The 25,762-nt window shown below is 62.7% G+C and carries 25 protein-coding genes and 1 pseudogene; 16 read left to right on the forward strand and 10 right to left on the reverse strand.

Features of this window, described 5'->3' with window-relative positions; all coding sequences use genetic code 11:
• Positions 1-3 precede the first annotated feature (3 nt).
• The 5 genes from phnK to phnG are packed head-to-tail and all read right to left on the reverse strand — an operon-like array spanning position 4 to position 3,956.
• Positions 4-774: a phosphonate C-P lyase system protein PhnK gene (gene phnK / locus PQR53_RS03945; RefSeq protein ID WP_408451280.1), complete on the reverse strand. Its 771-nt coding sequence runs from the start codon at positions 772-774 to the stop codon at positions 4-6.
• Complete coding sequence (locus tag PQR53_RS03950) at positions 771-1,694, reverse strand: alpha-D-ribose 1-methylphosphonate 5-phosphate C-P-lyase PhnJ (protein WP_408451281.1); 924 nt, start codon at positions 1,692-1,694, stop codon at positions 771-773. The genes phnK and PQR53_RS03950 overlap by 4 nt, the downstream gene beginning before the upstream one ends.
• Positions 1,691-2,836, reverse strand: a complete 1,146-nt coding sequence (locus PQR53_RS03955) for a carbon-phosphorus lyase complex subunit (protein WP_408451282.1) — start codon at positions 2,834-2,836, stop codon at positions 1,691-1,693. The genes PQR53_RS03950 and PQR53_RS03955 overlap by 4 nt, the downstream gene beginning before the upstream one ends.
• Positions 2,836-3,459, reverse strand: a complete 624-nt coding sequence (gene phnH, locus PQR53_RS03960) for a phosphonate C-P lyase system protein PhnH (protein WP_408451283.1) — start codon at positions 3,457-3,459, stop codon at positions 2,836-2,838. The genes PQR53_RS03955 and phnH overlap by 1 nt, the downstream gene beginning before the upstream one ends.
• Complete coding sequence (gene phnG / locus PQR53_RS03965; RefSeq protein WP_408451284.1) at positions 3,459-3,956, reverse strand: phosphonate C-P lyase system protein PhnG; 498 nt, start codon at positions 3,954-3,956, stop codon at positions 3,459-3,461. The genes phnH and phnG overlap by 1 nt, the downstream gene beginning before the upstream one ends.
• Positions 3,957-4,137: 181 nt before the next feature.
• Between phnG and phnF the strand changes: the two genes are divergently transcribed.
• The 4 genes from phnF to PQR53_RS03985 all read left to right on the forward strand — a co-directional run bounded on the left by phnF (position 4,138) and on the right by PQR53_RS03985 (position 6,920).
• A complete protein-coding gene (gene phnF, locus PQR53_RS03970) occupies positions 4,138-4,896 on the forward strand; it encodes a phosphonate metabolism transcriptional regulator PhnF (RefSeq protein ID WP_408451285.1) in 759 nt (252 codons plus the stop codon).
• Positions 4,893-5,615: a DUF1045 domain-containing protein gene (locus PQR53_RS03975; protein WP_408451286.1), complete on the forward strand. Its 723-nt coding sequence runs from the start codon at positions 4,893-4,895 to the stop codon at positions 5,613-5,615. Before phnF ends, PQR53_RS03975 begins: the two co-directional genes overlap by 4 nt.
• Before the next feature lie 2 nt (positions 5,616-5,617).
• Positions 5,618-6,172 carry a phosphonate metabolism protein/1,5-bisphosphokinase (PRPP-forming) PhnN gene (gene phnN / locus PQR53_RS03980; protein WP_408451287.1) on the forward strand — a complete coding sequence of 185 codons (555 nt, stop codon included), beginning with the start codon at positions 5,618-5,620 and terminating at the stop codon, positions 6,170-6,172.
• A gap of 310 nt (positions 6,173-6,482) precedes the next feature.
• A complete protein-coding gene (locus PQR53_RS03985; RefSeq protein ID WP_408451288.1) occupies positions 6,483-6,920 on the forward strand; it encodes a hypothetical protein in 438 nt (145 codons plus the stop codon).
• Positions 6,921-7,044: 124 nt separating this feature from the next.
• Here PQR53_RS03985 and PQR53_RS03990 read toward each other — a convergent pair.
• Positions 7,045-7,292, reverse strand: a pseudogene (locus PQR53_RS03990) (TonB-dependent siderophore receptor); the annotation flags it as partial.
• Between the two features lie 431 nt (positions 7,293-7,723).
• Between PQR53_RS03990 and PQR53_RS03995 the strand changes: the two are divergent.
• Positions 7,724-8,914, forward strand: coding sequence for a M20 aminoacylase family protein (locus PQR53_RS03995; RefSeq protein ID WP_408451289.1), 1,191 nt, complete (start codon positions 7,724-7,726; stop codon positions 8,912-8,914).
• A 240-nt stretch (positions 8,915-9,154) separates the two neighbouring features.
• Here PQR53_RS03995 and PQR53_RS04000 read toward each other — a convergent pair whose 3' ends face one another.
• A complete protein-coding gene (locus PQR53_RS04000) occupies positions 9,155-9,979 on the reverse strand; it encodes an IclR family transcriptional regulator (RefSeq protein ID WP_408451290.1) in 825 nt (274 codons plus the stop codon).
• A 206-nt stretch (positions 9,980-10,185) separates the two neighbouring features.
• Here PQR53_RS04000 and PQR53_RS04005 point away from each other — a divergent pair, with 206 nt between their 5' ends.
• The 8 genes from PQR53_RS04005 (at position 10,186) to PQR53_RS04040 (ending at position 18,618) form a co-directional block, all read left to right on the forward strand.
• Positions 10,186-10,890 carry a FadR/GntR family transcriptional regulator gene (locus PQR53_RS04005; protein ID WP_408451291.1) on the forward strand — a complete coding sequence of 235 codons (705 nt, stop codon included), beginning with the start codon at positions 10,186-10,188 and terminating at the stop codon, positions 10,888-10,890.
• Between the two features lie 101 nt (positions 10,891-10,991).
• The gene (gene ltnD, locus PQR53_RS04010; protein WP_408451292.1) at positions 10,992-11,882 is read left to right on the forward strand and encodes an L-threonate dehydrogenase; all 891 of its coding nucleotides are present in this window, start codon (positions 10,992-10,994) and stop codon (positions 11,880-11,882) included.
• Positions 11,883-11,897: 15 nt separating this feature from the next.
• On the forward strand, positions 11,898-13,208 hold the full coding sequence (gene otnK, locus PQR53_RS04015; protein ID WP_408451293.1) for a 3-oxo-tetronate kinase: 1,311 nt from the start codon (positions 11,898-11,900) through the stop codon (positions 13,206-13,208).
• The gene (gene otnC / locus PQR53_RS04020; RefSeq protein WP_408451294.1) at positions 13,205-13,867 is read left to right on the forward strand and encodes a 3-oxo-tetronate 4-phosphate decarboxylase; all 663 of its coding nucleotides are present in this window, start codon (positions 13,205-13,207) and stop codon (positions 13,865-13,867) included. The genes otnK and otnC overlap by 4 nt, the downstream gene beginning before the upstream one ends.
• 99 nt (positions 13,868-13,966) lie before the next feature.
• The gene (gene otnI / locus PQR53_RS04025; protein ID WP_408451295.1) at positions 13,967-14,755 is read left to right on the forward strand and encodes a 2-oxo-tetronate isomerase; all 789 of its coding nucleotides are present in this window, start codon (positions 13,967-13,969) and stop codon (positions 14,753-14,755) included.
• Positions 14,756-14,833: 78 nt separating this feature from the next.
• Complete coding sequence (gene denD / locus PQR53_RS04030) at positions 14,834-15,814, forward strand: D-erythronate dehydrogenase (protein ID WP_408451296.1); 981 nt, start codon at positions 14,834-14,836, stop codon at positions 15,812-15,814.
• A 473-nt stretch (positions 15,815-16,287) separates the two neighbouring features.
• The gene (gene pcaF, locus PQR53_RS04035; RefSeq protein WP_408451297.1) at positions 16,288-17,490 is read left to right on the forward strand and encodes a 3-oxoadipyl-CoA thiolase; all 1,203 of its coding nucleotides are present in this window, start codon (positions 16,288-16,290) and stop codon (positions 17,488-17,490) included.
• Between the two features lie 555 nt (positions 17,491-18,045).
• Positions 18,046-18,618 carry a hypothetical protein gene (locus PQR53_RS04040; protein ID WP_408451298.1) on the forward strand — a complete coding sequence of 191 codons (573 nt, stop codon included), beginning with the start codon at positions 18,046-18,048 and terminating at the stop codon, positions 18,616-18,618.
• 244 nt (positions 18,619-18,862) lie between these two features.
• Here PQR53_RS04040 and PQR53_RS04045 read toward each other — a convergent pair whose 3' ends face one another.
• On the reverse strand, positions 18,863-19,087 hold the full coding sequence (locus tag PQR53_RS04045) for a DUF2917 domain-containing protein (RefSeq protein ID WP_408451299.1): 225 nt from the start codon (positions 19,085-19,087) through the stop codon (positions 18,863-18,865).
• Between the two features lie 385 nt (positions 19,088-19,472).
• Here PQR53_RS04045 and PQR53_RS04050 point away from each other — a divergent pair, with 385 nt between their 5' ends.
• Positions 19,473-20,528, forward strand: coding sequence for a hypothetical protein (locus tag PQR53_RS04050; protein ID WP_408451300.1), 1,056 nt, complete (start codon positions 19,473-19,475; stop codon positions 20,526-20,528).
• 178 nt (positions 20,529-20,706) lie between these two features.
• Here the strand turns inward: PQR53_RS04050 and PQR53_RS04055 are convergent, their stop codons facing one another.
• Positions 20,707-22,032, reverse strand: a complete 1,326-nt coding sequence (locus PQR53_RS04055; protein WP_408451301.1) for an MFS transporter — start codon at positions 22,030-22,032, stop codon at positions 20,707-20,709.
• Between the two features lie 97 nt (positions 22,033-22,129).
• Positions 22,130-23,170, reverse strand: coding sequence for a mannonate dehydratase (uxuA, locus tag PQR53_RS04060; RefSeq protein ID WP_408451302.1), 1,041 nt, complete (start codon positions 23,168-23,170; stop codon positions 22,130-22,132).
• Positions 23,171-23,445: 275 nt separating this feature from the next.
• Here uxuA and PQR53_RS04065 point away from each other — a divergent pair, with 275 nt between their 5' ends.
• Entirely contained in the window at positions 23,446-24,177 is a 732-nt protein-coding gene (locus PQR53_RS04065) for a FadR/GntR family transcriptional regulator (protein ID WP_408451303.1), read from the forward strand.
• 363 nt (positions 24,178-24,540) lie between these two features.
• Positions 24,541-25,704, forward strand: a complete 1,164-nt coding sequence (locus tag PQR53_RS04070; protein WP_408451304.1) for a porin — start codon at positions 24,541-24,543, stop codon at positions 25,702-25,704.
• Positions 25,705-25,762 lie beyond the last annotated feature (58 nt).

Below are 25,762 nucleotides of genomic sequence, written 5' to 3' on the forward strand. Positions count from 1 at the left end.
GCCTCATACCGGCAGAACCGAGGAAACCAGCGTTTGCGTGTACGGATGTTGCGGATCGTCGAGTACCTGGTCGGTCAGACCGGCCTCGACCACTTCACCGCCTTGCATGACCATCAGGCGATGGGCCAGCAGGCGCGCCACGCCGATATCGTGCGTCACGATCAGCACCGACAGATGCAGTGTGGACGTCAACGTGCGCAGCAGATCGAGCAGGCGTGCCTGCACCGAGACGTCGAGACCGGCGGTCGGTTCGTCCATGAAGACGAGGCGCGGACCGGTGACGAGATTGCGCGCGATCTGCAAACGCTGCTGCATGCCGCCGGAAAACGCGGCCGGAAATTCGTCGATGCGAGTGGCGTCGAGTTCGACGCGCTCCATCCACTGGGTCGCCGTGTGGCGGATATCGCCATAGTGGCGGGCACCGACGGCCATCAAGGGCTCGCCGATATTCGCGCCGGCGGACACGCCGCTGCGCAGGCCGTCGCGCGGATTCTGCTGCACGAAACCCCACTCGGTGCGCATCAACAGACGCCGGCGCGGTTCGGACAAGGCGAGCAGGTCGAGCTTTTCGCCATGCGTGGCCGTGTAGTGGAGCGCACCGCTATCGGCTGCGGTTTTCAGGGCAAGCGTATTCAGCAGCGTGGTCTTGCCCGAGCCGGATTCGCCGACGATGCACAGCACTTCGCCCGGATACAGATCGAAGCTGACGTTCCTGCAGCCGTTGCGGCCGCCAAATTGTTTGGTGAGCGAGCGGGCGCTCAGCAGCGGTGTCATGCGGTTTCTCCTTTGCGCGCTTCGTATGACGGCAGCTCGAGGTCCTGATCGCCGCGGCGTTCATGACAGTAGTCGCTATCCGAGCACACGAACATGCGCTTGCCGGCGTCGTCGACGATCATCTCGTCGAGGAAGCTTTCCGTCGATCCGCACAGGGCGCACGCGTGCTGCCACTTCTGTACTTCGAACGGATGATCGTCGAAGTCGAGACTGCGCACCGGCGTGTACGGCGGAATGGCGTGAATGCGTCGTTCGCGGCCGGCGCCGAACAGTTGCAGCGCGGGGTTCATGTGCATCTTCGGATTGTCGAATTTCGGAATCGGCGACGGCGAAGTCAGATAGCGGTGGTTGACGATCACCGGGTAGTCGTACGTGGTGGCGATGCTGCCGTGATGCACGATATCCTCGTACAGCTTCACACTGATCAGCCCGTAGTCGGCCAGTGCGTGCAACTTCTTGCATTCGGCGACGCGCGGTTCCAGCCGGAACAAGGGTTCGGGCATCGGCACCTGGTAGACCAGAATCTGCTTGTCGGTGAGCGGCGCTTCGGGAATCCGGTGGCGAGTCTGGATGATCGTTGCTTCGGTCGTGCGGCGCGTGGTCGCCACGCCCGTGGTGCGCGCGAAGAAGCGGCGGATGTTGACCGCGTTGGTGGTTTCGTCGGAGCCCTGATCGATGACCTTCAGCGTATCGCTCTTGCCGATGATCGCCGCCGTCACCTGAATGCCGCCCGTGCCCCAGCCGTACGGCAAGGGCATTTCGCGCGAGGCGAACGGCACCTGATAGCCCGGCACGGCGACCGCTTTGAGCACCGCGCGGCGCAGCATGCGCTTGGTCTGCTCGTCGAGGTAGGCGAAGTTGTAGCCGTCCGCGGCGCTGTCGTACGAAGCGGTGGCGAGAGAGGTGTCCGGTGCGTTCATGCGGCTTGCTCCTGCTGATCCTGATCCTTGCCTTGATGTTTACCCGCTGCGCCGTGTTGTGTCCGCAAGCGCCGCACGAGTTCGAGTTCGGACTGGAAGTCGACGTAGTGGGGCAATTTCAGATGCTGAACAAAGCCGGACGCTTCGACGTTATCGCTATGCGAGAGCATGAATTCGATGTCCTGAGTCGGCGAGGCGAGCGTTTCGCCCAGCTCCTCGGCGCGCAACGCGCGATCCACCAGCGCCATTGCCATCGCTTTGCGTTCCGAGTGGCCGAACGCGAGGCCATAGCCTTGCGTGAAAGCAGGGGGCACCTCGCCGTTGCCGGCGAACTGGTTGATCATCTGGCATTCAGTGATGTCGATGTCGCCGATTTCGACCGCCTCGCCCAATTCGTCGAGTTCCATTTCGACGGCGATCGTGCCAAAGCGGATCTCGCCGGCGAACGGATGCGTATGCGCGTAGCCACGTTGGGTGGCGTAGCCCATGGCGAGCAGGAAGCCTTCGTCGCCGCGAGCCAGATTCTGCAAGCGCGTGGCGCGGCTCGCGGGAAAGGCGAGCGGCTCGCGCGAGAGGTCGCCGGGTTCCGGCGCGTTCGGCGTGGGGCGTTCCTGTTCGATCAGGCCTTCCTTGTCGAGCAGCGTGACCACGCGCGGCATGGCTTCTGCCGCAGCCTCACCGTTCTGAATGGAAGAGGTCGTTGCGGCCACATCGGTTCCGGCATCGCCATCGCCTTCGGCGAGCAACGCGAAATCCAGCAGACGTTGCGTGTAATCGTAAGTCGCACCGAGCAATTGGCCGCCGGGCACGTCCTTGAACGTCGCCGAAATGCGGCGCTCCACTTGCATGTCTTCCGTGTCGATCGCCTGCGTGTAACCGAAGCGCGGCAATGTGGTGCGATACGCACGCAGCAGAAAGATCGCCTCGACCAGATCGCCCGCGGCCTGTTTGATCGCGAGCGCGGCGAGTTCTTCGTCGTAGACCGAACCTTCGGTCATCACTCGCGCGACGGCGAGGCGCAATTGCTCGCGAATCTGCGCGACGCTGAGTTCGGCCAGCCGCGTGTCGCCGCGGCGCGCCTTGTCGAGCAAACGCCACGACGCTTCGATCGCCCGTTCTCCACCTTTGACGGCAACGTACATCAGTTCACCTTCGCTTGAGTTGTGCGCGGCAGGCCGATCAACGTATTGCCGCAGACGAGATAACAATCGACGCCGCACGGAAAGAGCGGCGCGAGGGCGGCGCGCTCACGCCAGAAATGCTCGGGCAGGCCGACCGGCGCGATCGTCTCCGTGTGCTGGATGCCGGGGCCGCTCAGTACGACCGGCGCGCCACCCGTCAGCGCTTCGACACGGATCAGCAGGGTCACCGATTGCTCAGGCGATTCCGCGGCGCCGAGCGCAAAGCTTTCCAACGCCGGCATCGCGCTTGCATCGTGGATGTAGGCGAAAGCGGCTTGCTCGGGTTCGCTGACGAGCGGCGCACCGGTATGAAAGCGCAGCGCCGTACTCAATGCCGTATCGGGTTGCGCGAGCCAGACGGGCGTGGCGTAGTCGCACAGCGTCAGCAGCGCGGCGAAGGCGGCGAGCTCGGCCCGCGTGGCCCGAACCTCCGGCAAACCATGTTCGACCACGCCCACCGTGCCTGGACGTGACAGCGCGTCGAGCAGGATCCGGAACACTGCCTGGGTGTCGTGCACCGGGTCTGCGAAACCCGGTGTCAGCGTGGACAATGAAGAAGCCAATGCAATCTGCGAGTTTTCCATCAGTCGCCCCTGACCATCGTGAAGAATTCAACGCGTGTCGCCGCGACGTCCTGCCTGCGTTCGACGCGTTGCGCGGCTTGCTGTGCGGCAAACGGCTCGATCAATTGCCGGTGTAAGCCGGCGTGATGCTCGGGCATTTGCAGCAGCGCGTCTGCCAGAGCGGCCAGTTCGGCGCGACGACGGTCGCGGCCCAGATGGCACGCAACGCCGACGGCGGCGGCAGTGCCTGCGCTTGTGTTACCCGTGACGCGCAAACGCAACGTGGCGCGCGTGACGGTGGCTTCGCCGAGATTGAACGGGTCGCCGCTGCCGCCGACCCGGCCGCGCACCATCGCGAGGCCGATTTCGGGTGGCCGCAGCCAGTCGTAGGCGGGCGCCGGGACGCCTTGCAGCGCGTGTTCCAGCGCGGCTTCGAGATCGGCGCGCGGCATGCGGGCCAGCACGGCCATCCATGCGCGCCGCATGGCGGAGGAAGGCGAGGCGGAAGTGACACTCATCGAATTTCCTGTTGATCCAGCGAGTGGAGATTTGACCATCTATTCATCTAAACGTCTAGACGTTTAAAGGTATGCTTGCGGGGCGTTGTCGCGCATGGCCGGCGTTTCACATTTCCATCACGGCTCGCGCACTACAATGCATGGCACAGCGGATATTTGAACCCAGGGGAATGACAGCACCATGACATCGAACGACAACGCGAACCCGGGCACCTTGCTCGAACGCGGCGCGGGCGTTGCGGTCTGGCGGCAGATCGAACAGATTCTGGCGACGGAAATCGCCGCAAGCGGCTTCGGCGAAGAAGGCCGTTTGCCGAGCGAGGGCGAACTGGCCAAACGCTTTGACGTGAACCGGCATACCGTGCGCCGGGCCATGCTCGGTCTTGCCGCATTGGGCCTCGTCAGCGTCGAACAGGGACGTGGCACGTTCGTGCAACCCGGCGCGATCGACTATACGATCGGCCGCCGCACGCGGTTTACAGAAAACTTGCGGCAACAGAATCACGCGGCGGCGGGCACGATGTTGTCGGCGGCGCGCGTGAAGGCCGAGCCGAATGTTGCGAAGGCGCTCGGCCTGCGGGCGAGCGCCTCGGTCTACCGGATCGAGACGCTGCACGAGTCGGACGGCGTGCCGCTCACGTTCGCGCGCAACTGGTATCCGGCCGCGCGCTTTGCGGACTTGCCGGACGTGCTGGAACGCACCGGCAGCATCACCAGGTCGCTGGCTGAACTCGGCGTGAGCGACTATCTGCGCAAGTGGAGCCGTATCGGCAGCGTGTTGCCTGAACCGGAAGTGGCGCGGCGTTTGAATATCAACCGGCAGCAGCCGGTGTTGTGGGTCGAAAACGTCGACGTCGATCTGCAGGGCACGCCGATCAAATACGGTTTTACGCATTTTGCGGCCGACCGCGTGCAATTGCTGGTGGAGCATGATGTATGAGCGGCGCGGCATGGAGCACCGCGGCGCGTTTTGCGCTGTATTACGCACCGTCGCGCGAGTCGGCATGGTGGCAGGCGGGGTCGGCGTGGTTGGGGCGTGACGCGGAAAGCGGTGAACGATGCGTGTCGCCGCAACCGCAAGCCTTGGGGCGTCCTCTGGCCGATCTGACCGAGGCGCCGCGCCGCTATGGTTGGCACGGCACATTGGTCGCGCCGTTTCGTCTTGCAGAAGGCGTCACGCAGCAACAGGTTCTCGACGCGGCGCGTGACTGGGCTGGCACGCAAAGTCCATTCGCATTGCCTGTCGAAGCCGCGACGCTCGGCGATTTCGTGGCGCTCCGTCCTGCCGATCCAGATGGCGAAGCGAATCTTCGTCACGTCGCAGCCAGTGCGCTGCGAACGCTTCACCCATTGCGCGCGCGGCCTTCCCCAGCCGACCTCGCGCGCCGTCTCGCCGCGCCGTTGAGCGAACGGCAACGCGCATTGCTGATCGAATGGGGATATCCGTATGTCTTCGACGAGTTCCGTTTTCATATGACGCTCTCCAGTTCGCTCGCGGATGCGGATGAGCGCGCGCTGCTCGTCTCGTGGTGGCAGGCGCAAACGCCCGCGCTCGGGCCACTCGCCATCGATCACGCGGCGCTCTTTGTTGAACCCGCGCCCGGCGAGCCGTTCGTTTTGTGGCAACGTGTGCCCTTTCAGACCCGTGAGGTGAAGTAACAATGTCAGGCCGTTTGATCTACGTAATGGGGCCGTCCGGCGCGGGCAAGGATTCCTTGCTGAGTTTTGCGCGAAGCCGCCTGGCGGGCGAGCCGATTCTGTTTGCGCATCGCTACATCACGCGGCCGAGCGGCCACGGTGAAGAGCATGTTGCGTTGAGCGTCGAAGAATTCGCGGCGCGTTCGGTGCTCGGTCTGTTCGCGCTCGAATGGTCGAGTCACTCGCTGCGCTATGGCATTGGTATCGAACTGGACGCGTGGCTTAAACGCGGTTGCACGGTTGTGGTCAACGGATCGCGTCAACATTTGCAGCATACGTTGGCGCGTTATCCGCACACGGAGGTCGTTCATGTAGACGCCGCGCCGCATATTCTCGAAGCACGGCTTGGCGCGCGGGCGCGGGAGTCGGCGGAGCAGGTCGCGGCCAGGCTCGCACGGCGGGCACCGTTTTCGTTGCCGGAAGGGCTGCGCTGTACGACGATCGATAATTCCGGGGTGCTGGAAGACGCGGGGCACGCGCTGATGGCTTTTTTGCAGGCGGAAGCCGACGTTCGATAAAGTGGCCGCCGCAGGCATTGGCGCGCATCGAACGGGTTGCGCAGCACGACGACCAGCGCCCGTGCGCTCCCTGATTTCACGGCGCATGGATTAAATTTTTCATTCAACCCTCAAGTCTTTCAAATTCATTCCGATAAGAAAAGCGGAGGCGGAATTTGCGCGCATGCGGGTAAAAGCCCTACGGCTATAGCTACGGCCTCGACGGTCGCGGCTGGCAGACTGATTGGGCCAGCCAGTCGGCCAATGCAATTAGCCGGGCCACGCGGAAAGCGCAAATTCAATATCTACATTCTTATCTCGAGTGAGTTCAATGATTAAGCGATTTATGTTTTGCGCCTTGATTGGCGCGACTTTCCAGGCGCACGCATGCAACGTTGCGTACAGCACGGCATCCGACAGTGTCGATAAAGCCATCATGGAACAGGGATGGGATTTCAAGAACTACGACACCATCTGCGAAAAATTGAAAGCGGCCAATGCCTCGTTACTGGTTGACGGGCAAGCTACCGTTTTGAGCGGCAAGTCGATTGCATGGGCGTCGGTCAAGCTGAGGGAAAAGAATCTGACGATTTTCACCTCTGACTACGGCGGAAAATCAACGCAATCGAATGACTACGCAAGCATCGATAAGGCGGAGTCGATGATGATAACGGCGATCAATAGAGCCGTTGAAAGTGTTGACGTCGATAAGGCTCTCAAATCCCTGGCCGAACAACGTAGCATGATAAAAGCCGCTTACTCAAAGTAAGCCTGTCAATCCGGTAAGCGTTCCGCTTGTCGCCTGGTTGAGCGATCGTGGGCAGGGCGCCCGTCTTGCCCCATGATCGCGAGCGCCCCAACCAGGCGAATCGAGCAATCTATCCGTGCGTTCCGTAGCGCAGGCCGAGTGTGTCGGTCATGCGTGAGTAGAACGGCACGTCGAGTCCAGCCGTGGCGCCCGACTTCTGGATGGCCTTCGTGTACGTGAGGTTCGCGTACGCGTCGAGGCCGCTCAGCACACTGTCTTCCGCGAACGCGTAGTCGATCGCGCGCACTTCCGCGTGAATCCGCCTGCTCGTCCAGCGCGCTCCGACCTCAACATCTTCGCCAGTTGCGACTGCAGCGGATTGGTTGCCGATTGCGGTTATAGCTGATGTCGTTGTCGCGTTCACCGATGTAGCGATAGCCGACGGTCACGTCGTTCTGTAGCGGGCCGAGCGAAAAACGCTGCGTGAAGCGTCACCGCGCCCGCGCCAGGAAGCGCTCGGACTTGCAAAGTTACGATTGATCCGCCGGTATCGCAGTCCTGCGCCTACCGCCGCCGATGCGGCAAGAGGCACGGCGATTCGGCGCAACGTCAAAGCTTGCGTTCCGGCATCGCGGGATTTGCGGTGATACGTGATATCGCCGAGTGCATCCTTCGACGGCGAAGAGTCGCGGAACAATTCAGTCTTTGTCACAATGGGATCTTTGCCGGCCGGTGCTAACCCGGCCGGCATCGAACAACACGGCGTAGCGAGGGTGCTTGCCTGTTTGCCGCGTGATGCGGCGTGAATTCCCATGGAGCGATAGATGAGCGAAGCCGCACGTTTTACCGAAGTGTCCGACCTGGCGCCTGCAACCGAGAGCCTGCGTGAGATCCGCCATCACATCCATCATCATCCGGAGCTCGCCTACGAGGAAGTGCAAACCGGCGCATTGGTCGCGCAGAAGCTCGAACAATGGGGCTGGCTGGTCACACGCGGCGTCGGTCAAACCGGTGTGGTGGGGACCTTGAAGGTGGGCGACGGCACGCGCAGCATTGGCATTCGCGCCGACATGGACGCGCTGCCGATCATCGAGCAAACCGGTCTGCCGTACGCGAGCGGTACGCACGGCAAGATGCACGCATGCGGCCACGACGGCCACACGACGATGCTGCTCGGCGCCGCGCAACACCTCGCCGCCACGCGCAATTTTTCGGGCACCGTGCATCTGTACTTCCAGCCGGCCGAGGAAAGCGGCATCGACAGCGGCGCGATGAAAATGATCAACGACGGCCTGTTCGAGCGCTTTCCGTGCGACGCGGTATTCGGTCTGCACAACCATCCGGGCGAAGAGCCGGGCGTGATGCTGTTCCGTAAGGGACCGTTCATGTCGGCGGGCGACAAGGCGATCATCACAATCGAAGGGGTCGGCGGACATGCGGCCCGTCCGCACCTCACGGTCGATCCGGTGGTCGTGGCGGCGAGCATCGTGATGGCGTTGCAGACGATCGTCGCGCGAAATGTCGATCCGTCGCAGCCGGCGGTGGTGACTGTCGGCTCGATGCATGCGGGCACCGCGAACAATGTGATCTCCAGCAGCGCGAGGCTGGAATTGAGCGTGCGTTCGTTCAGCCCCGAAGTGCGCGCGTTGCTGAAAAAGCGCATTACCGAGCTTGCCGAGAGCCAGGCCGCGAGCTATGGCGGCAAGGCGGTGGTGGAGTACATCGAAGGTTATCCGGTGGTCGTCAATTCGGATGCCGAAACGGATTTCGCGGTACAAGTGGCGCGCGAACTGGTCGGCGACGACAAGGTAGTCGCGCAGACCGATATTCTGATGGGCAGCGAAGATTTCGCCTTCATGCTGCAGAAACGGCCCGGTACGTTCCTGCGCATCGGCAACGGTGCGGGCGAGGACGGCTGCATGGTGCACAACCCGCATTACGACTTCAACGACCGCAATCTGCCGGTCGGCGCGGCTTTCTGGACGCGGCTGGTGGAGCGGTATCTGGGGCAATGAGGAGCGCATGAGGTGTAAATCAGGCGCCTCAGCTGCGCATGACGAGCCGATGAACGGGCAGTAAGTTCGCCCGCTCGCCCCCTTCAGCCAAACAACCATGACGACGGGGAAGACCCACGATGCGCGCTGCAACGGATGCGGGCCGCGGTCGGCGCCATCCGGACAGGTAGCGGGCGCGCGTGAGAGGCGCGTGAAAAGCACGTGAAAAGCGCGTGCCTCTATCGCGACCCCTGCATCTGATCACCCCCTCCGCGCCACCATCTCCGAGACCGTCTGCGCGGCCTGCTGCAATGGCTCCAGAAACGCCTTCACCATCTGCCTCGCGGAATTGCGCTGCGCGTTGCCGCTAATATTCATCGCCGCGATCACGCGCCCCTGGCGGTTGCGAATCGGCGCGGACAGCGAGATCAGACCGCCTTCCAGCTCCTGGTCGACGATCGCCCATCCCTGGCGGCGCACTTGTTCGATCAGTTTTTTCAGCTCTTCCTTGTCGGTGACCGTGCGCGGCGTGTGCGCGTAGAGCGGCGTCGAGTTCAGCGTTGCTTCGAGCGCTTCGTCGTCGAGAGCGGCTAGCAGCACGCGGCCCATCGACGTGCAATACGCCGGCAAGCGGCTGCCGATCGACAGATTGATGGTCATGATCTTGTGCGTCGGCACGCGCAGCACGTAGACGATTTCGGTGCGGTCGAGCACGGCCGCCGAGCAACTCTCGTGGACCTGCGCCGACAGGCTTTCCATCACCGGTTCGGCCAGATTCCAGAACGGCATCGAGGTCAGATACGCGAAACCGAGGTCGAGAATCTTCGGCGTGAGGCGGAACAGGCGGCCTTCGGCCTCCACATAGCCGAGCGTCTGCAAGGTCAGCAGGATGCGGCGTGCGCCGGCGCGGGTCAGGCCAGTTGCGGCGGCGACGTCGGTGAGCGTCTGCTCGGGACGGGCGGCACTGAATGCGCGAATCACCGAGAGGCCTCGCGCGAACGACTGCACATACGAGTCGCCCGGTTTGTCCGCGGCCGGTTCGGCGCTGACAGGATCGGCGGAAGACGGCGGCAGGGCTTTGCTCATGGACCTTGAAAGATGCGTTCGAAGAAGGGGCGCACGGCGCTCGCGCGATTCCGCGGGCACGATGCGGCACAAAGGCGTGACGATAGCTTAAGCGTTCTGTTTCGCCAACTTTGCCCGCTTTTGCTAAAAAACTCAGGGTTTGCATGGATGCGGCCAAATTCTCAAATTTGTATGATGACCCGACAACATGACACATTGGCGCATCCATGTTCGAGAAGATTCCTGCCCGCGCGCTGAGCGACACCGTCGCGCAGCAGTTGCTCAAGCAGATCGACAAAGGCACCTTCGCGAGCGGCGGCAAGCTGCCGACCGAGGCGGTGCTGGCGCAGCAGTTCGGCGTGAGCCGCACGGTGATCCGTGAGGCGATTTCGCGGCTGAAGAACGAGGGCGTGGTCGAGCCGCGCCAGGGGAGCGGCGTATTCATCGCCGCGCACGGCGCGATCCGGCCGCTGCGCATCGACTACGCGGAGGCGGTCGAAGCGGGCTCGGTACTGCAAATCCTCGCGCTGCGGCGGGCGATCGAGGCGGAAGTCGCCTCGGAAGCCGCGCTGCACCGCAGCGACGCGGACCTGATGTCGATCGACGCCGCGCTCGCGAAAATCGACGAAGCGGTGGCCGAAGGCGAGAACGGCGTCGCCGAAGATGTCGCTTTCCACCGCGTTATTGCCGCGGCCACCGGCAATCCGTATTTCCTCAAGACGCTCACCTTCCTGAATCAGTACCTCAAAGCCGGCACCGTGGTGACGCGGCGAAACGAGGCCCTGCGCGACGACTTTTCACGTCAGGTGCGAGACGAGCATGCGGCGATCGTCGCGGCGATCCGGGCGGGCGATCCGCTGGCGGCGCGCAATGCGGCGAGCACTCATATGTACAACGCGGCACGGCGGCTCGCGGAGGCGGGTCTCGGCTGAACTGAACTGAACTGAACTGAACTGAACTGAACCGAGGCCGCCCGGGTTCCCCCGGAGCCGGTTCCAGCGGGGCGCTTGCGGCTAACCAACTGGAGTCAAGCATGTCCAGAAATGTCGGTGTTATCGGGCTCGGAGCGATGGGCATGGGCGTCGCCCGCTCACTGCTGCGCGCGGGTTTTCAGGTCCACGCGTGCGATCTGCGCAGCGAGATCCTGCAAGCGTTCGTGGCGGCTGGCGGCGTCGGCTGTGCGTCGCCGGCCGAGCTTGGCGCGCAATGCGACGTGGTCGTCACGCTGGTCGTGAATGCGGCGCAAACCGAAACGGTATTATTCGGCGCGGAAGGCGCGCTCGCTGCGATGAAACCCGGCAGCGTGGTGATTGCTAGCGCAACCGTCGCGCCGGACTTCGCGATCGACCTCGGCCGGCGCATCGAAGCGGCCGGCTTGCAGATGCTCGACGCGCCGGTGTCCGGTGGCGCGGCGCGTGCCGCGTCCGGCGAAATGACGATGATGACGTCCGGCCCGGACACCGCCTACGCCGCGTGCGAGGACGTGCTGGCCGCGATGGCCGGCAAGGTCTATCGGCTGGGCGCGGCGCACGGCGCGGGGTCGAAGGTGAAGATCATCAATCAGTTGCTGGCGGGCGTACATATCGCCGTGGCCGCCGAGGCGATGGCGCTCGGTTTGCGCGAAGGCGTCGATCCTGACGCGCTGTACGAGGTCATCACGCATAGCGCGGGCAATTCGTGGATGTTCGAGAACCGCGTGCCGCATATTCTGAGCGGCGACTACACGCCGCTCTCCGCGGTCGATATCTTCGTGAAGGATCTGGGCCTCGTGCTCGATACCGCGCGCCGTTCGAAATTCCCGTTGCCCTTGTCGGCGGCGGCGCATCAGATGTTCATGATGGCGTCGAGCGCGGGGTACGGCGGCGAGGACGATGCCGCGGTGATCAGGATTTTCCCCGGCATCGATTTGCCGGCGGCCAGGTAAGCGCGGGAGCCCGCCATGACCACTTCCTCCGGATGCGCATTGCTCGGCTGCATCGCCGACGATTTCACCGGCGCCACCGATCTCGCCAACATGCTGGTGCGCGGCGGCATGCGCACGGTGCAGACGATCGGTGTGCCCGCCTCGAACCACGCCGTTCAAGCCGATGCGTTGGTCGTCGCGCTGAAATCGCGCACGATTGCCGCCGCCGACGCGGTCGCGCAATCGCTCGCCGCGCTCGAGTGGTTGCGCGCGCAAGGATGCCGCCAGTTCTTTTTCAAATACTGCTCGACCTTCGATTCGACCGATGCCGGCAATCTTGGTCCTGTCACGGATGCCTTGCTCGACGCATTGTCCGCTGAGGGCAGCGCGACGGCGTTCACGATTGCCTGTCCGGCATTTCCCGAGAACGGCCGCACGATCTATCGCGGCTATCTGTTCGTCGGCGATGTGTTGCTGAACGAATCGGGCATGGAAAATCATCCGCTCACGCCGATGCGCGATGCGAATCTCGTCCGCGTGCTGCAACGGCAGACCGGCTCGAAAGTCGGCCTTGTGCGCTACGACACGGTGGCAAAAGGCGTCTCGGCCGTACGCGAATCCTTCGACGCACTACGCGGCGACGGCGTGCGAATGGCGATCGCCGACGCGGTATCGGACGCGGATCTTTACGTGCTGGGGGAGGCATGTGCCGATCTCACGCTGATCACGGGCGGTTCCGGCGTTGCGCTGGGCCTGCCTGGCAATTTCCGTCGCGCCGGCATGCTCGCGGAGGGCAATGACGCCGCGCAATTGCCGCGCATTGAAGGATTGTCGGCGGTGCTGGCCGGCAGCGCTTCGAAAGCGACCAATGCGCAGGTGGCGGCCTGGCGCGAAGGCCGGCCCGCGTTCCGCATCGATCCGCTTGCCGCGGCGCGCGGCGAGGCGGTGGTCGAGCAGGCGCTGGCTTTTGCGCAGCCGTATCTGGATAAAGGCGAGCCCTTGCTGATCTATGCCACCGCCACGCCCGACGAAGTCAAAGCGGTGCAACGCGAACTCGGCGTCAACGAAGCGGGACACCTGGTCGAATCCACGCTGGCATCGATCGCACGCGGTTTGCGCGAGCGCGGCGTGCGCAAGTTCGTGGTGGCGGGTGGCGAGACCTCGGGCGCCGTGGTGCAGGCGCTCGACGTGCGCACGCTGCGGATCGGCGCGCAGATCGATCCCGGCGTACCTGCCACGGCAACGACGGACGCCGAACCGCTCGCGCTCGCGTTGAAGTCCGGCAACTTCGGCGCGATCGACTTCTTCGAAAAGGCGCTGCGTCACCTCGATGGAGCCGCGTCATGACCGGCACAGTTGCACTCCACACGACGAAGGAAACACGCGTGCGCGAAGAAATCTGCGTGACGGGTGCGAGTCTTTATCAACGCGGCTATACGGTGGGCAGTGCCGGCAACATCAGCGCGCGCCTTGAAGACGGCTGGCTGATCACGCCGACCGATGCGTGCCTCGGCCGGCTCGACCCCGCTGATATTGCCAAGGTCGATTTCAACGGCAATGCGCTGTCCGGCGGCAAGCCGTCGAAAACGCTGGCGCTGCATCGGGGCATCTATGCGCGCAACGGCGAGGCGCGTGGCATCGTCCACACGCATTCGACCCATCTGGTTGCGTTGACACTCGCCGGCGTCTGGCGCGACGACGACGTTTTACCGCCGATCACGCCGTACTACGTGATGAAAGTAGGTCACGTCCCCCTGATTCGCTACAAACGTCCCGGCGATCCGCAGGTGGCCGAGCAGATCGCCGCACTTGCGGACACCGTTCGCGCGGTTTTACTTGAGCGCCTGGGTCCCGTTGTGTGGGAGCGCTCAGTGGCGCAGGCGTCTTACGCGCTCGAGGAACTCGAAGAGACGGCGCGCCTGTGGCTGATGACGAATCCGCGGCCCGCGCCACTCGACGCTGCGGCGCTCGAAGAACTGCGAACGCTGTTCGGCGCGCGCTGGTAGATCGACCCACCCGTCGCGAGATAGAAATCTTGTCTGCGGAGCGTGCATTCATTGCCGCTTCCGCATACTGAACCCAATCACTTTTAAGGAGTTGTCGCCATGCCTCGCTTCGCCGCCAACCTGACCATGATGTACAACGAACACGCATTCCTCGACCGTTTCGCCGCCGCGGCAAAAGACGGCTTCACGGCAGTGGAGTTTCTGTTTCCCTACGATTTCCGTGCCGGAGAAATCAAGGCCCGGCTCGACGCGAACGGACTCACGCAGGCGCTCTTCAATGCGCCGCCCGGCGACTGGGCCGCGGGCGAACGCGGCATCGCCACGCTGCCGGGCCGCGAAGACGAATTTCGCCGCAGCGTTGAAACCGCGCTCGATTACACGCGCGTGCTCGGCAATCGCAAACTGCATGTGATGGCCGGGTTGATTGGTGCGGATCAGTCGCGGGCCAGGCATCGCGAGGTGTACCTGAAAAATCTCGCCTATGCCGCGCAGGCCGCGCAAGCGGAAAACGTCACCGTCGTGATCGAGCCGATCAATACACGCGATATGCCGGGCTTCTTTCTGAATCGTCAGGACGATGCCCAGGCGATTTGCGCGGAAGTGGGCGCGCCGAATCTCAAGGTGCAATTCGACTGCTATCACTGCCAGATCGTCGAGGGCGACCTTGCGGTGAAGCTCAAACGCGATATGGCAGGCATCGGCCACATTCAGGTCGCCGGTGTGCCCGAGCGCCATGAACCCGATATCGGCGAAGTGAATTATCCCTATCTTTTCGAGCTGATCGACACGCTTGGCTATGACGGCTACATCGGTTGCGAGTACCGGCCGCGGGCCGCCACCTCGGCCGGGCTCGATTGGCTCAGGCCATACATGAACGCCGCTCGCTGATAAGAACAGGCACAACACCAAACTGGGGCAACGTCAAACCGGGGCAACGCCAGGATAAGGGCAAGGACAAAGCACATCATGAAAGTACTGATCACCGGCGGTGCGGGTTTTCTCGGCCAGCGTCTCGCACGCGAACTGTTGACCCGTGGTTCCTTGAAGGACACGGACGGCAAGCAACAGGCAATTACCGAACTGGTATTGCTCGACGTTGTGCAAGGCAGCGATTTTGGCGACAGCCGCGTGCGCACGGAAGTGGGCGACATCGCCGAGCGCAGCGTGCTCGACCGTGTGATCGACGACCAGACCGCCGCCATCTTCCATCTCGCCGCGATCGTGAGCGGACAGGCCGAGGCGGATTTCGATCTCGGCATGCGCATCAATCTTGACGCGTCGCGCCTGCTGCTGGAAATCTGCCGGCAGCGCGGGCACACACCGCGGGTGCTGTTCACGAGTTCGGTGGCCGTGTATGGCGGCGATCTGCCCAAGGTCGTGCAGAACGACACCGCGTTGAATCCGCAATCGTCGTACGGCGCACAGAAGGCGATCGCGGAACTGTTGCTCAACGATTACACGCGGCGCGGTTTCGTCGACGGACGGGTAGTGCGGCTGCCCACCATTAGCGTGCGGCCGGGCAAGCCGAATGCGGCGGCGTCGTCGTTTGCGAGTGGCATCATTCGCGAGCCGTTGAACGGCGAAACCTCGGTGTGTCCGGTGGCGGGCACGACGCGTTTGTGGCTGCTGTCGCCACGCAAGGCCATCGAAAGCCTGGTCGCCGGACTCGAGCTCGATTCCGCCGCGCTCGGCAACCAGCGCGTGTTGAATCTGCCGGGGATTTCGGTGAGTGTCGACGAGATGGTGGCGGCGCTGCGCGAGGTGGCGGGCGACGAGGTCGTCAAGCGCATTGTGTGGCAGCCGGATGCGCGGGTGGAGAAGATCGTCGGCAGCTGGCCGGGGCAGTGGGACCACGCGCGTGCCGAACGGCTCGGCTTGACCGGCGATCGCAGCTTCGCCGATGTGATTCGCGCCTATATCGCGGATGAGGGGATTCAGATCCGCTGAGAGCTTGATGATCGATGTATCGGCTCGGTGTTGCCGGCATGCTGAACAGCGGAACGGTCCAAAGCGCTTTGCCGGCGGGCGTAATGCACTTTGCGCCCCTGCCGGCAGGAGCGCGTCAATCTTCAGACTTTTTTATCGGGCCATTGTCCAATGGCCGGCGGTCGACACGTATTCCCTGATCTGGGGGCGGCCTTCGCTTGACAGGGTTTCGGGCACGCGCCTATTATCGAGCCTGGTTGTTCGATATATGACCTTGTGTTCATGTAACGAACAAATTGCCTCAATCCCGAGCCCATCGTTCATCATCCTGCGCTAAGCTGATCTATCGCGACGGCTGTCATGCAGCCGTTTCCGTCGCGCCCGCCGGTTCGATGCCGCACGGCATCCAGCCGCGTAACGCGCAAGCGGCCGGCGCCGCGAAGCGATCGCTACTGGCGGCGTAGCGCACGCAGCACATCAACTGGAGACATCACATGACCGAAGCATTCCTTTGCGACGCGATTCGCACCCCCATCGGCCGCTATGCGGGTTCACTGTCGTCGGTGCGCGCCGACGATCTGGGCGCGGTGCCGCTCAAAGCGCTGATGGAGCGCAATAAAGACCTCGACTGGAACGCGATCGACGACGTGATCTACGGCTGCGCGAACCAGGCGGGCGAAGACAATCGCAACGTCGCGCGCATGTCGCTCCTGCTGGCCGGTTTGCCGCAAGGCGTGCCGGGCTCGACGGTGAACCGTCTGTGCGGTTCAGGCATGGACGCTGTCGGCATTGCCGCGCGCGCGATCAAGTCGGGCGAGGCCGCGTTGATGCTGGCCGGCGGTGTCGAAAGCATGAGCCGTGCGCCGTTTGTGATGGGCAAGGCCACCAGCGCGTTTTCGCGCCAGGCCGATATCTTCGACACGACGATCGGCTGGCGTTTCGTGAACCCGTTGATGAAGCAGATGTACGGCGTGGATTCGATGCCGGAGACCGGCGAAAACGTCGCAACCGACTACAAGATCAGCCGCGCCGATCAGGACGCGTTTGCGCTGCGCAGTCAGCAGAAGGCTGCACGCGCGCAACGCGACGGCACGCTCGCGCAGGAAATCGTCGGCGTGACGATCGCGCAGAAGAAGGGCGATCCGATCACCGTCTCGCAAGACGAGCACCCGCGCGAAACCAGCCTTGAAGCGCTCGCCAAATTGAAGGGCGTGGTGCGCGCGGACGGCACGGTCACGGCAGGTAACGCGTCAGGCGTGAACGACGGCGCCGCGGCGCTGCTGCTCGCCAACGAAGAAACCGCGAAGCGCTTCGGCCTGACGCCGCGTGCTCGCGTGCTGGGTATGGCAACGGCAGGCGTTGCGCCGCGCGTGATGGGCATCGGCCCGGCGCCCGCCACGCAGAAATTGCTGGCTCGCCTGAACATGACCATCGACCAGTTCGACGTGATCGAACTGAACGAGGCATTCGCTTCGCAAGGCATTGCGGTGCTGCGCACGCTCGGCGTGGCGGACGACGACGCGCGCGTGAATCCGAACGGCGGCGCGATTGCGCTCGGCCACCCGCTCGGCATGAGCGGTGCGCGCCTCGTGACCACCGCGATGTATCAATTGCATCGCACGCAAGGCCGTTTTGCGCTGTGCACGATGTGCATCGGCGTCGGTCAAGGCATCGCAATCGCGATTGAACGTGTGTAACGGTCTGGCGCTCGCGCAGCGAGCGCCCCGGCGTGTTTGGCGTTGAGGCTTCGCGGATAGCGCGGCCGTGGTCCCTTGATGAACAGCCCCTTCGCTCAGGCGACGGGGCTGTTTTATTTGGTGCGCGTTGCATGAATTCACCGGCTATTGAATTTGTGTTTAATCGGTGTTAATGACGGATTCGATTGCATTGCGCTGAATACCAGCGATAAGAATTAAAGCGCTATCGGACTATCATGCAGTATGTATTTAATGCTTTTCGCATATCACGCATGTTGCCGTATATCTGGATTCCAGAGAGACTTAAAGCAGTATTGTCAACCGGCAAGATGGCGCTGCGACGCCATGTTGCGGTATTTCGTATCAAGCCGCCGGGTAATTTAAAAATCACGATATAAACAATCGTAGCTTCTTGTAAGGCATGTACAATCGTTGCGCCATACTCGTTTCAGTAATGGATATCCTGAAGATGTATGCATTCGGGGCGTTAATCGGCATCCTGCGGTTTCAGATCGCCATCACGCCAGATCGAACAATTTCTCGAGGAGCGCGTAAATGAAGGCAGCGACGATTGGAGCAGCGTTGATGGTAGCGGCTTTCGCCGCGGCACAACCGGTGTGGGCGCAAGATGCGTTGGCCAGTGCCGCGCAAGGTGTCGTCGGCGCAGTGCAGCCGGTGCATGTGAAGGCGGAGATCGTCGGTATCGATCCGGGCACCCGCACGCTTACGCTCAAAGGGCCGGGTGGTAATGCGGTGATCGTGCTGGTGAGCCAGCAAGTTGCCGGCTTCGAGCAACTGAAGATCGGCGATCGCGTGGATGTGCTGTACAAGAATGCGCTGCTGGTGAAGGCCGACAAGGTCACCGGCAAGGACAAGGGCATTCGCGCGCGCGTCGATACGCAGGTGTATGCGCCGGCCTCGGGTGGCTTTGAATCCGCACGCCAGATCGAGGTGCTCGCCACCGTGCAGAAGATCGATCACAAGAAACGCCTCGTCACGCTGCGCGGCGCGTATCAGACGCAAACGCTCGAAGTCGGACCGGACGTCGATCTGAAGGGCGTCAAGGTCGGCGATACGATTCATGCGGTATTCGTTTCGGCAGCGGCCGTACAGGTCACGCCGCAATAGCTGCAATAGCTGCCATTTCCGCAAGCGCGGCAAGCGCCGCGATGGTGGTGAAGTCAACGCCACGCCAGTAAGCGGCACGCGTTCAAGTAGCACGACGCAGCCGCTTAACGCAGCTGCTCAACGCGGCATGCCTTCGCTCTTCGGAGCGAGGCATGACCGATCAGCAAACACCCCTCGCTGCAGGGGTGTTTGCTTTTGCGCGGTACGAAAGCCCAATCATGCGTCGTATTCCTACGGGACATCACTACCGGGTCGCCGGGGCGCCCAGACCGAACCATGCGAGCCGCCCGAGCCAACGCCTGACGAGCCCCTGTCTGGCAGGCAGCGCGCAACTCAACGACACGCGCGCGGTGCGCTCATCATCCGTGCTGAGCCACACGCGTTCGCCGCGCTGCAGGCGGAACACGTGGCCCGGGTCGAGCCAGTGATCGTAAGGCGCTGAGTCTGTGCGTGTTGCTTGCCGCGACATTCCAGCGAATCCGCGCGGCGATGGGCTTCGCAATGCGTAACGTTGCGGTGCGTAGGCATGGCTGAAAACAGGGCAAGCATGTGGAGTGAACCAGGCGGACACGGCGTATCGGAATCGCATTCAAAGGCTCAAGGACGAATACGCGACGCTTGCCAGCCGCGGGGCATTCTGACGAGGAGCCTGCGGCGTGCGACTCGTAACAAGTTGTGTCGAGCTATGTCACGGCGCGTTCAAATCGCCCTAAAGCCCTTGTCCAGCAAGCCACAGTCACGGTGACACAGGACGACATATCTTCGCTGCTGATTAAATTCAGGCGTCCTTCTATAGTCCGTTTGTCGCCACGCCGCAGTGCTCGCAAGTGGCCCGAAACCAGGAAGGACATACCGTGAAAAACCGTTCGTTCGACGCTCCCGCCACCGCCGCTTGCTCTGTCTGCGTGACCCCCTCCACATCCTTGCGCGGCATGCTGCGCAAGTTCGTGTGCTCCGCCACCGTCGCCGTGCTCGCGTTTGGCAGCGCTTCGGCTTTCGCCTGGTCGCAACATGGCACCGCCTACACCTCGCACGGCACCTACAACGGCGCGCGTTACGGCTCGTGTGGCGGCGGCAGTTGTTCGCACGCCGGCGGCGTGGCCGGCCCTTACGGCGGCGTGGCGACCAACACCGGCACGGTGACCCGCAACGCGCCGGGCCAGTTCTCGAATTCGGGCACCGCGACAGGACGCTACGGCAATCAGGTCCAGCACGCCGGCGATACCAATTGCGCGGGCGGCACCTGCTCCCACACCGGCACGCTCACCGGACCGGACGGCAAAACCGCAACCACCTCCGGCGATGTGACCAGGACCGCGCCGGGCCAGTATTCGTCGTCCGGGTCGATCACCGGATCAAACGGCAACACGATCGACCATTCGGCATCGACTAATTGCGCCGGCGCTTCGTGCTCACGTTCGGGCACAGTGACCGGCTCCAACGGCGGTACTGTCGATCATGCCGGTACGGCCACGCGGGTTGCGCCGGGCGTTGTGACGACGTCGACGAGCATGACGGGTACCCACGGCAACACGGTGACGACGAGCGGAACGGTTGTGACCACCGGCGTCGTCACGACGGGCGGCACGGCAGTCGTGGTTGCGCCGAAGCCGGTCGTCGTCGTAGCGCCGCCGGTGGTGTATGCGCCGCCGGTTGTGTATGCGCCGCCGAAGCCGGTGGTTGTCGTAGCGCCGCCGGTTGTGTACGCACCGCCGAAGCCGGTCGTTGTCGTAGCGCCGCCGGTTGTGTACGCGCCGCCGAAGCCAGTCGTTGTCTATGCACCGCCGCCGCCCCCGCGTGCTGTGTATGTCGCGCCGCGCATGGTCTATATGGCGCCGGCGCCGCGCCCTGTCGTGTGGGTGCCGGCGCATTGGGTGGGGAACGTCTGGGTGCCGGCGCACTGGTCATGAGTGAAGCGCGCGAGTGATAACTGGCGACGAGGCCGGGCAAATCGGTCCGTCGTCGACGAGTGAGCAGGGAAGTGCGCAGGCGGTCCGGTCACGTCAAACCGGTCACGTTAAACGACGCCGGCAGGTTGTTCCGGCCGGCGTTCTACGTTGATGGCGAATGGTCCGCTGATGCCGCAAGTTAAACCGCTTCGTGCCCGGCAATTTTTTTCGTTCGAGCGCGCGGGAGTAAGGGCAACGGCTCGACCTTGCCGACAATGAACAGATACGACAGGGCGCCGACGATGCATAACGAGCCCGCCACCATGAGCGGAATCACAAACGAGCCTTTTGTGATCGCCAGCATGACGCCGGTAAACGTGGTGATGAAAATGCCGGCGAGATTCCCCGCAAAGTTCTGAATGCCGCCGAGCGATGCCACGTGAGCCGGTGTCGGCGCCACTTCGCCCACCAGGGTCCACACATTCGCGCCGGCGAACGACAAGCTCGCATAGGCGAGAGCGAACAAGGCAAGACATGCCCACGTGCTTTCAACGAACACCGACAGCGCTATCGACGACGACAGCAGCATGCCGAGCACAAGGCAGGTCTTGCGCGCGGCGGTCGCGCTCCAGCCACGTTTGAACAGATTGTCCGACACCAGGCCGCCAAGCCAGCCGCCAGGAATGGCCAGCAGCGCCGGCAGCATGCCCCAGGTCCCGAGTGACGCGAGCGAGAATCCACGCGACTGCAGCAGATAACTCGGGAACCACGTGATAAAAAAGTAAATCGCGAAGTTAAGGCAGAAGAGCCCGATCATCATGCCCCACACCGTGCGATAGCGAAACAGATCGAGCCACGAGACGGTGCCGGTTTGCCCGGAGGCAGTGGCCGTGGTGGCCGTGGCAGAGGTCGCGGCGCGTTGTGCGAGCAGGGCGTCGACGGCCGCGGGCGCGATCGCCCGATACCGCTCCGGGTCACGATAGATGAACCACCACGCGAGTGCCCACACGACGCCGAGACCCCCCGTGATCACGAACGAACCGCGCCAGCCGACGATGGATATCAACCACGCAACGAGCGGCAGCGAGAGCGCCGAACCGACCCGCGAGCCGCTGTCGAAGATACTGCTTGCGAGGCCGCGCTCGCTGCGCGGAAACCAGTTGAACGCGACCTTGGCGAACGACGGAATCGCCGCCGCTTCACCGACGCCGAGCATCAGCCGCACGCCCACGAGTTGCGCAAGACCGCGGGCCGCGCCGGTGGCGATCGTGAAGGCCGACCACCAGCCGACCGCCAGCGCCAGACTCACGCGCACGCCGACCTTGTCGATGAACCAGCCGGCCGGCAGTTGCAGGAACGCGTAGGTCCAGAAGAACGCGCTGAGCACGAGCCCCATGCCGACCGCGTCCAGACCCAACTCCGCGCGAATGCTCGGCGCGGCGATCGCCAGGTTGGCGCGATCGACGAAGTTGATGACGTTGGCGAGGAAACACATGAAGATCATGGTCCATCGGATGCGTGGCATGGAAGTCTCCGTCCGGATTTTATGGTTATGACGACGCCGGCCAGGGAGTCCGCCGGCGCCTTGTTTGCAAAGTTTTATGCGGGCTTCAGGAACGGCTTCAGGAGAGCTTGTCCATCGCTTCCCACAAGCCGTTGATATACACGGCACCGAGCGCCCGGTCGTACAAACCGTAGCCGGGCTTGCCGGTTTCGCCCCAGATCATGCGGCCATGATCCGGCCGGAAATAGCCGGTAAAGCCAGTGTCGTGATAGGCCTTCACGATGGCGGCGATATCCAGCGAACCGCAGCTCGACAGGTGGGCCGTTTCTTCGAAATCACCGTCGGCGGTGATCTTCACATTGCGGATATGCGCGAAGTGGATGCGCCCCATCCCGCCGAATTCACGCACGAGTGCTTCCACGTTGTTTTGCGGTCCGGCGCCGAGAGAACCCGAGCACAAGGTGAGGCCGTTCGCGGGTGAGTCCACGATCTTCACAATGCGCGCGAGGTCATCGCGGTTCTTCACGATACGCGGCAAGCCGAAGATAGGGCGCGGCGGATCGTCCGGATGAATCGCCATCTTCACGCCGCATGCTTCGGCCACGGGAATGATCGCTTTCAGGAAATATTCCAGATGCTGCCAGAGCCTGGATTCGTCGACCTCGCGGTACTCGGCGAGCAGGGCCTTCAATTGTTCGGGCTGGTAGCTCGAATCCCAGCCGGGCAGCGCAATGCCCTGGTTCGGGTCGATCTCTTCGATTTCTTTCGTGCTGAACGCGAGGCACGTCGAACCGTCTTCGAGCGTCTTCGACAATTCCGTGCGGGTCCAGTCGAATACCGGCATGAAGTTGTAGCAGATCACCTTGATGCCGGCTGCCGCGAGGTTGCGGATGGTTTGCTGATAGTTGGCGATGAGACGATCACGGTTCGGCTTGCCGAGCTTGATGTCTTCATGCACGGGCACCGATTCGACGACTTCGAACCGAAGGCCGGCCTGCTCGATCGTCGACTTCAGGGCGGCGATTTTGTGCTCCGGCCACACTTCGCCCACCGGCTCGTCGTAAATGGCGGACACGATGTCCGTCATGCCGGGAATCTGGCGAATGTATTGCAGCGTGACGGGATCGGACTCGCCGTACCAGCGGAAAGACATCTTCACGACTTCACTCCTTTGATTGACTGCACAGCCTTTGGCTCGGGACGGGGGCGTGTTGGTCAGCCTCCCGATTCCGGCGGGATTATGATTGGTTGACCAATTTGAGGCGATAGTGGTTTACCAGTCTATCACCGCGGCAAGCCTTGTCCCGGCGCGGTCTTCGGGTGATTGACGGAAGTTTGAAGGGCATGAAAGGGGTTCGCGCAAGAAATTGGTGTACCATTTTTTGCGCGAGGGCCGAAGGCGGCGCCTCGTCATGTCTATCCGCGAGCACTTTGATGACCGACTTCTCAACCCAGCCATTCGCCCACCGACAAGACGCAGAAGCCGCGGACCGTTCCTACATCGGCCTTGCGAAACAGATTCATGTGTTGATCGCGGCGTCCGGAGATTTCGAGGCGGGCTCGAGGCTGCCGTCGGAGCGCACCCTGGCCGACAAATTCGGCGTGAGCCGCACGCAGGTTCGCGAGGCGATCATCGCGCTCGAGGTGCAGGGTGTGGTTGAAGTGCGCGGCGGTTCCGGCATCTATGTGTCGGCGGGTATCGGCGCCAAGCCGGTGACCTTCGACTTGCCGCGCGGCCCGGGTCCGATCGAAACCTTGCGCGCGCGCGCGCTGATCGAATCGGAAGTGGCGGCGCTCGCGGCAACCGAGCGCAAGGACAGCGACCTCGACCGCATCTTCTCCGCGCTCACCACGATGCGCGAGCAGATGCATGACAAGCAGGCTAACGACGCGGCCGATCGTCAGTTTCATATGCGCATTGCCGAAGCCACCGGCAATACGGTGCTATTGCATATGGTCACCGCGATGTGGGACTGCGCGCGCAGCGACCCACTCTGGGCCAAGATCGAAGAGCACTTTCATACGCCGGCGATGCGTGCGGCGTCACAGGAAGATCATCAGCGTATTTTTGCCGCCATCATGAGCCGCGATCCGGTTGCGGCGCGAGATGCGATGCAAGCGCATCTGTCGCGCGTGGTGGGCGAGTTCACGCAGGCGTGGCGCTGAGAACTGGCTAATGTAAATCACGGGTGTTCTTTTGACGCAACGTCACTTTATTTTTGACGTGTTATTTATTTGCTAAGTCATATCATCGCGCTGCTCGTTTTCGGCATTGCTCGCAAGACGCGCCTGTGTAACCCAATTGAAAACCTTACTGTAGTCAGCATGCGCCATTCGCAAATCATTGCAACGCGCTACACGCAATAATCAACTAACTCTATTGCACGTTTTAGCAATTCGCGGGGTAGGCCACGCGAATGCGTTGCCTGTCCGTTTCCGCGTCTTGCTGGCGGTCAACGCGCTTGCTAATGGGTATTGAATGCACACAACTGATTACGCCATCACCGCCCCTTCACGGAGCCAAACAATATGAAAAAGTCTTTATTCGTGGTCGCGCTTTCCGGCGCCTTTGCTATTTCGGCGCATGCGCAAAGCAGCGTGACGCTCTATGGTCTTATCGATACGGGATTGATCTACACGAACAATCAGTCCGGACATAGCAATTGGCAGGAAGTGAGCAGCTCGACGCAAAACACGGTGTTCGGCCTCAAGGGTTCGGAGGATCTCGGTGGTGGCTTGCACGCGGTCTTCAAGCTGGAGCAGGGATTCCTTCTGAATAATGGCGCCCAGGCTTTCTCCGGCGATGGTTTCGGCTCACAGGCATGGGTCGGTTTGCAAAGCGATACCTACGGCACCGTGACGTTCGGCCGCCAGTTTGACGTGATGAACGACCTGGTCGGTCCGCTCACGGCGGAGTTCAACACGTGGGGCGGCAACATGGCTGCGCACCCGTTCGAAAACGACAACCTTGCTGCCAATTCGGTCGTTGTCAACAACACGGTCAAGTACGCGAGCCCGACGTACCGCGGCGTCACGTTCGAAACGATGTATGGGTTCAGCAACCAGGCGGGCAGCTTCGCGAACAACCGTTCATATGGTTTCGCCGTCTCCTATGCGCAAGGGCCGGTCAATCTTGCCGCCGGCTACCTGCAATTCAACAACGCAGGCGGCGCCGCGGGCGGTGCCGTTACCCAGGGCGACGCGAGCGCGAACTTCCTTGCACAACGCCAGCGTATCTGGTCGCTTGGCGGTAACTACACGTTCGGACCGGCTACGTTCGGCCTGGTCTGGAGCCATACGCAGATGGACAACGCGTCGGGTGTCTTCTCGTTCGGCACCGGCACGTATCTCGGTGCGAACGACGCTTCCGCCGGCAGCCTGAGTGGCTCGCTGCGTATGGACAACTTCGAAGCGAACGCGAAGTATGCAATCACGCCTGCATTGACCGTATCGGGCGCGTATACCTATACGCGTGGCGCCTACAACGGTTCGTCGCCGGGCTGGAACACGGCGATGCTGCAGACCGATTATTCGATCAGCAAACGCACCGACTTCTATCTTGAAGGCGTCTATCAGAACGTGCACGGTGCACCTGCGGACTCCGTGCTCTCGCATGCGATGATCAATACGCTCTCGCCGTCGTCGTCGAACACGCAAGTGGCGGTTACGGTGGGCATGCGCCACGCATTCTGATCGGCCTCGCGTGATGTGAGCCGCAATTGACGTATGCCTGCTCAGCCGGGCATACGTC

Origin of the sequence: Paraburkholderia fungorum, assembly GCF_046027605.1 — a bacterium.
Classification (GTDB): domain Bacteria; phylum Pseudomonadota; class Gammaproteobacteria; order Burkholderiales; family Burkholderiaceae; genus Paraburkholderia; species Paraburkholderia fungorum_F.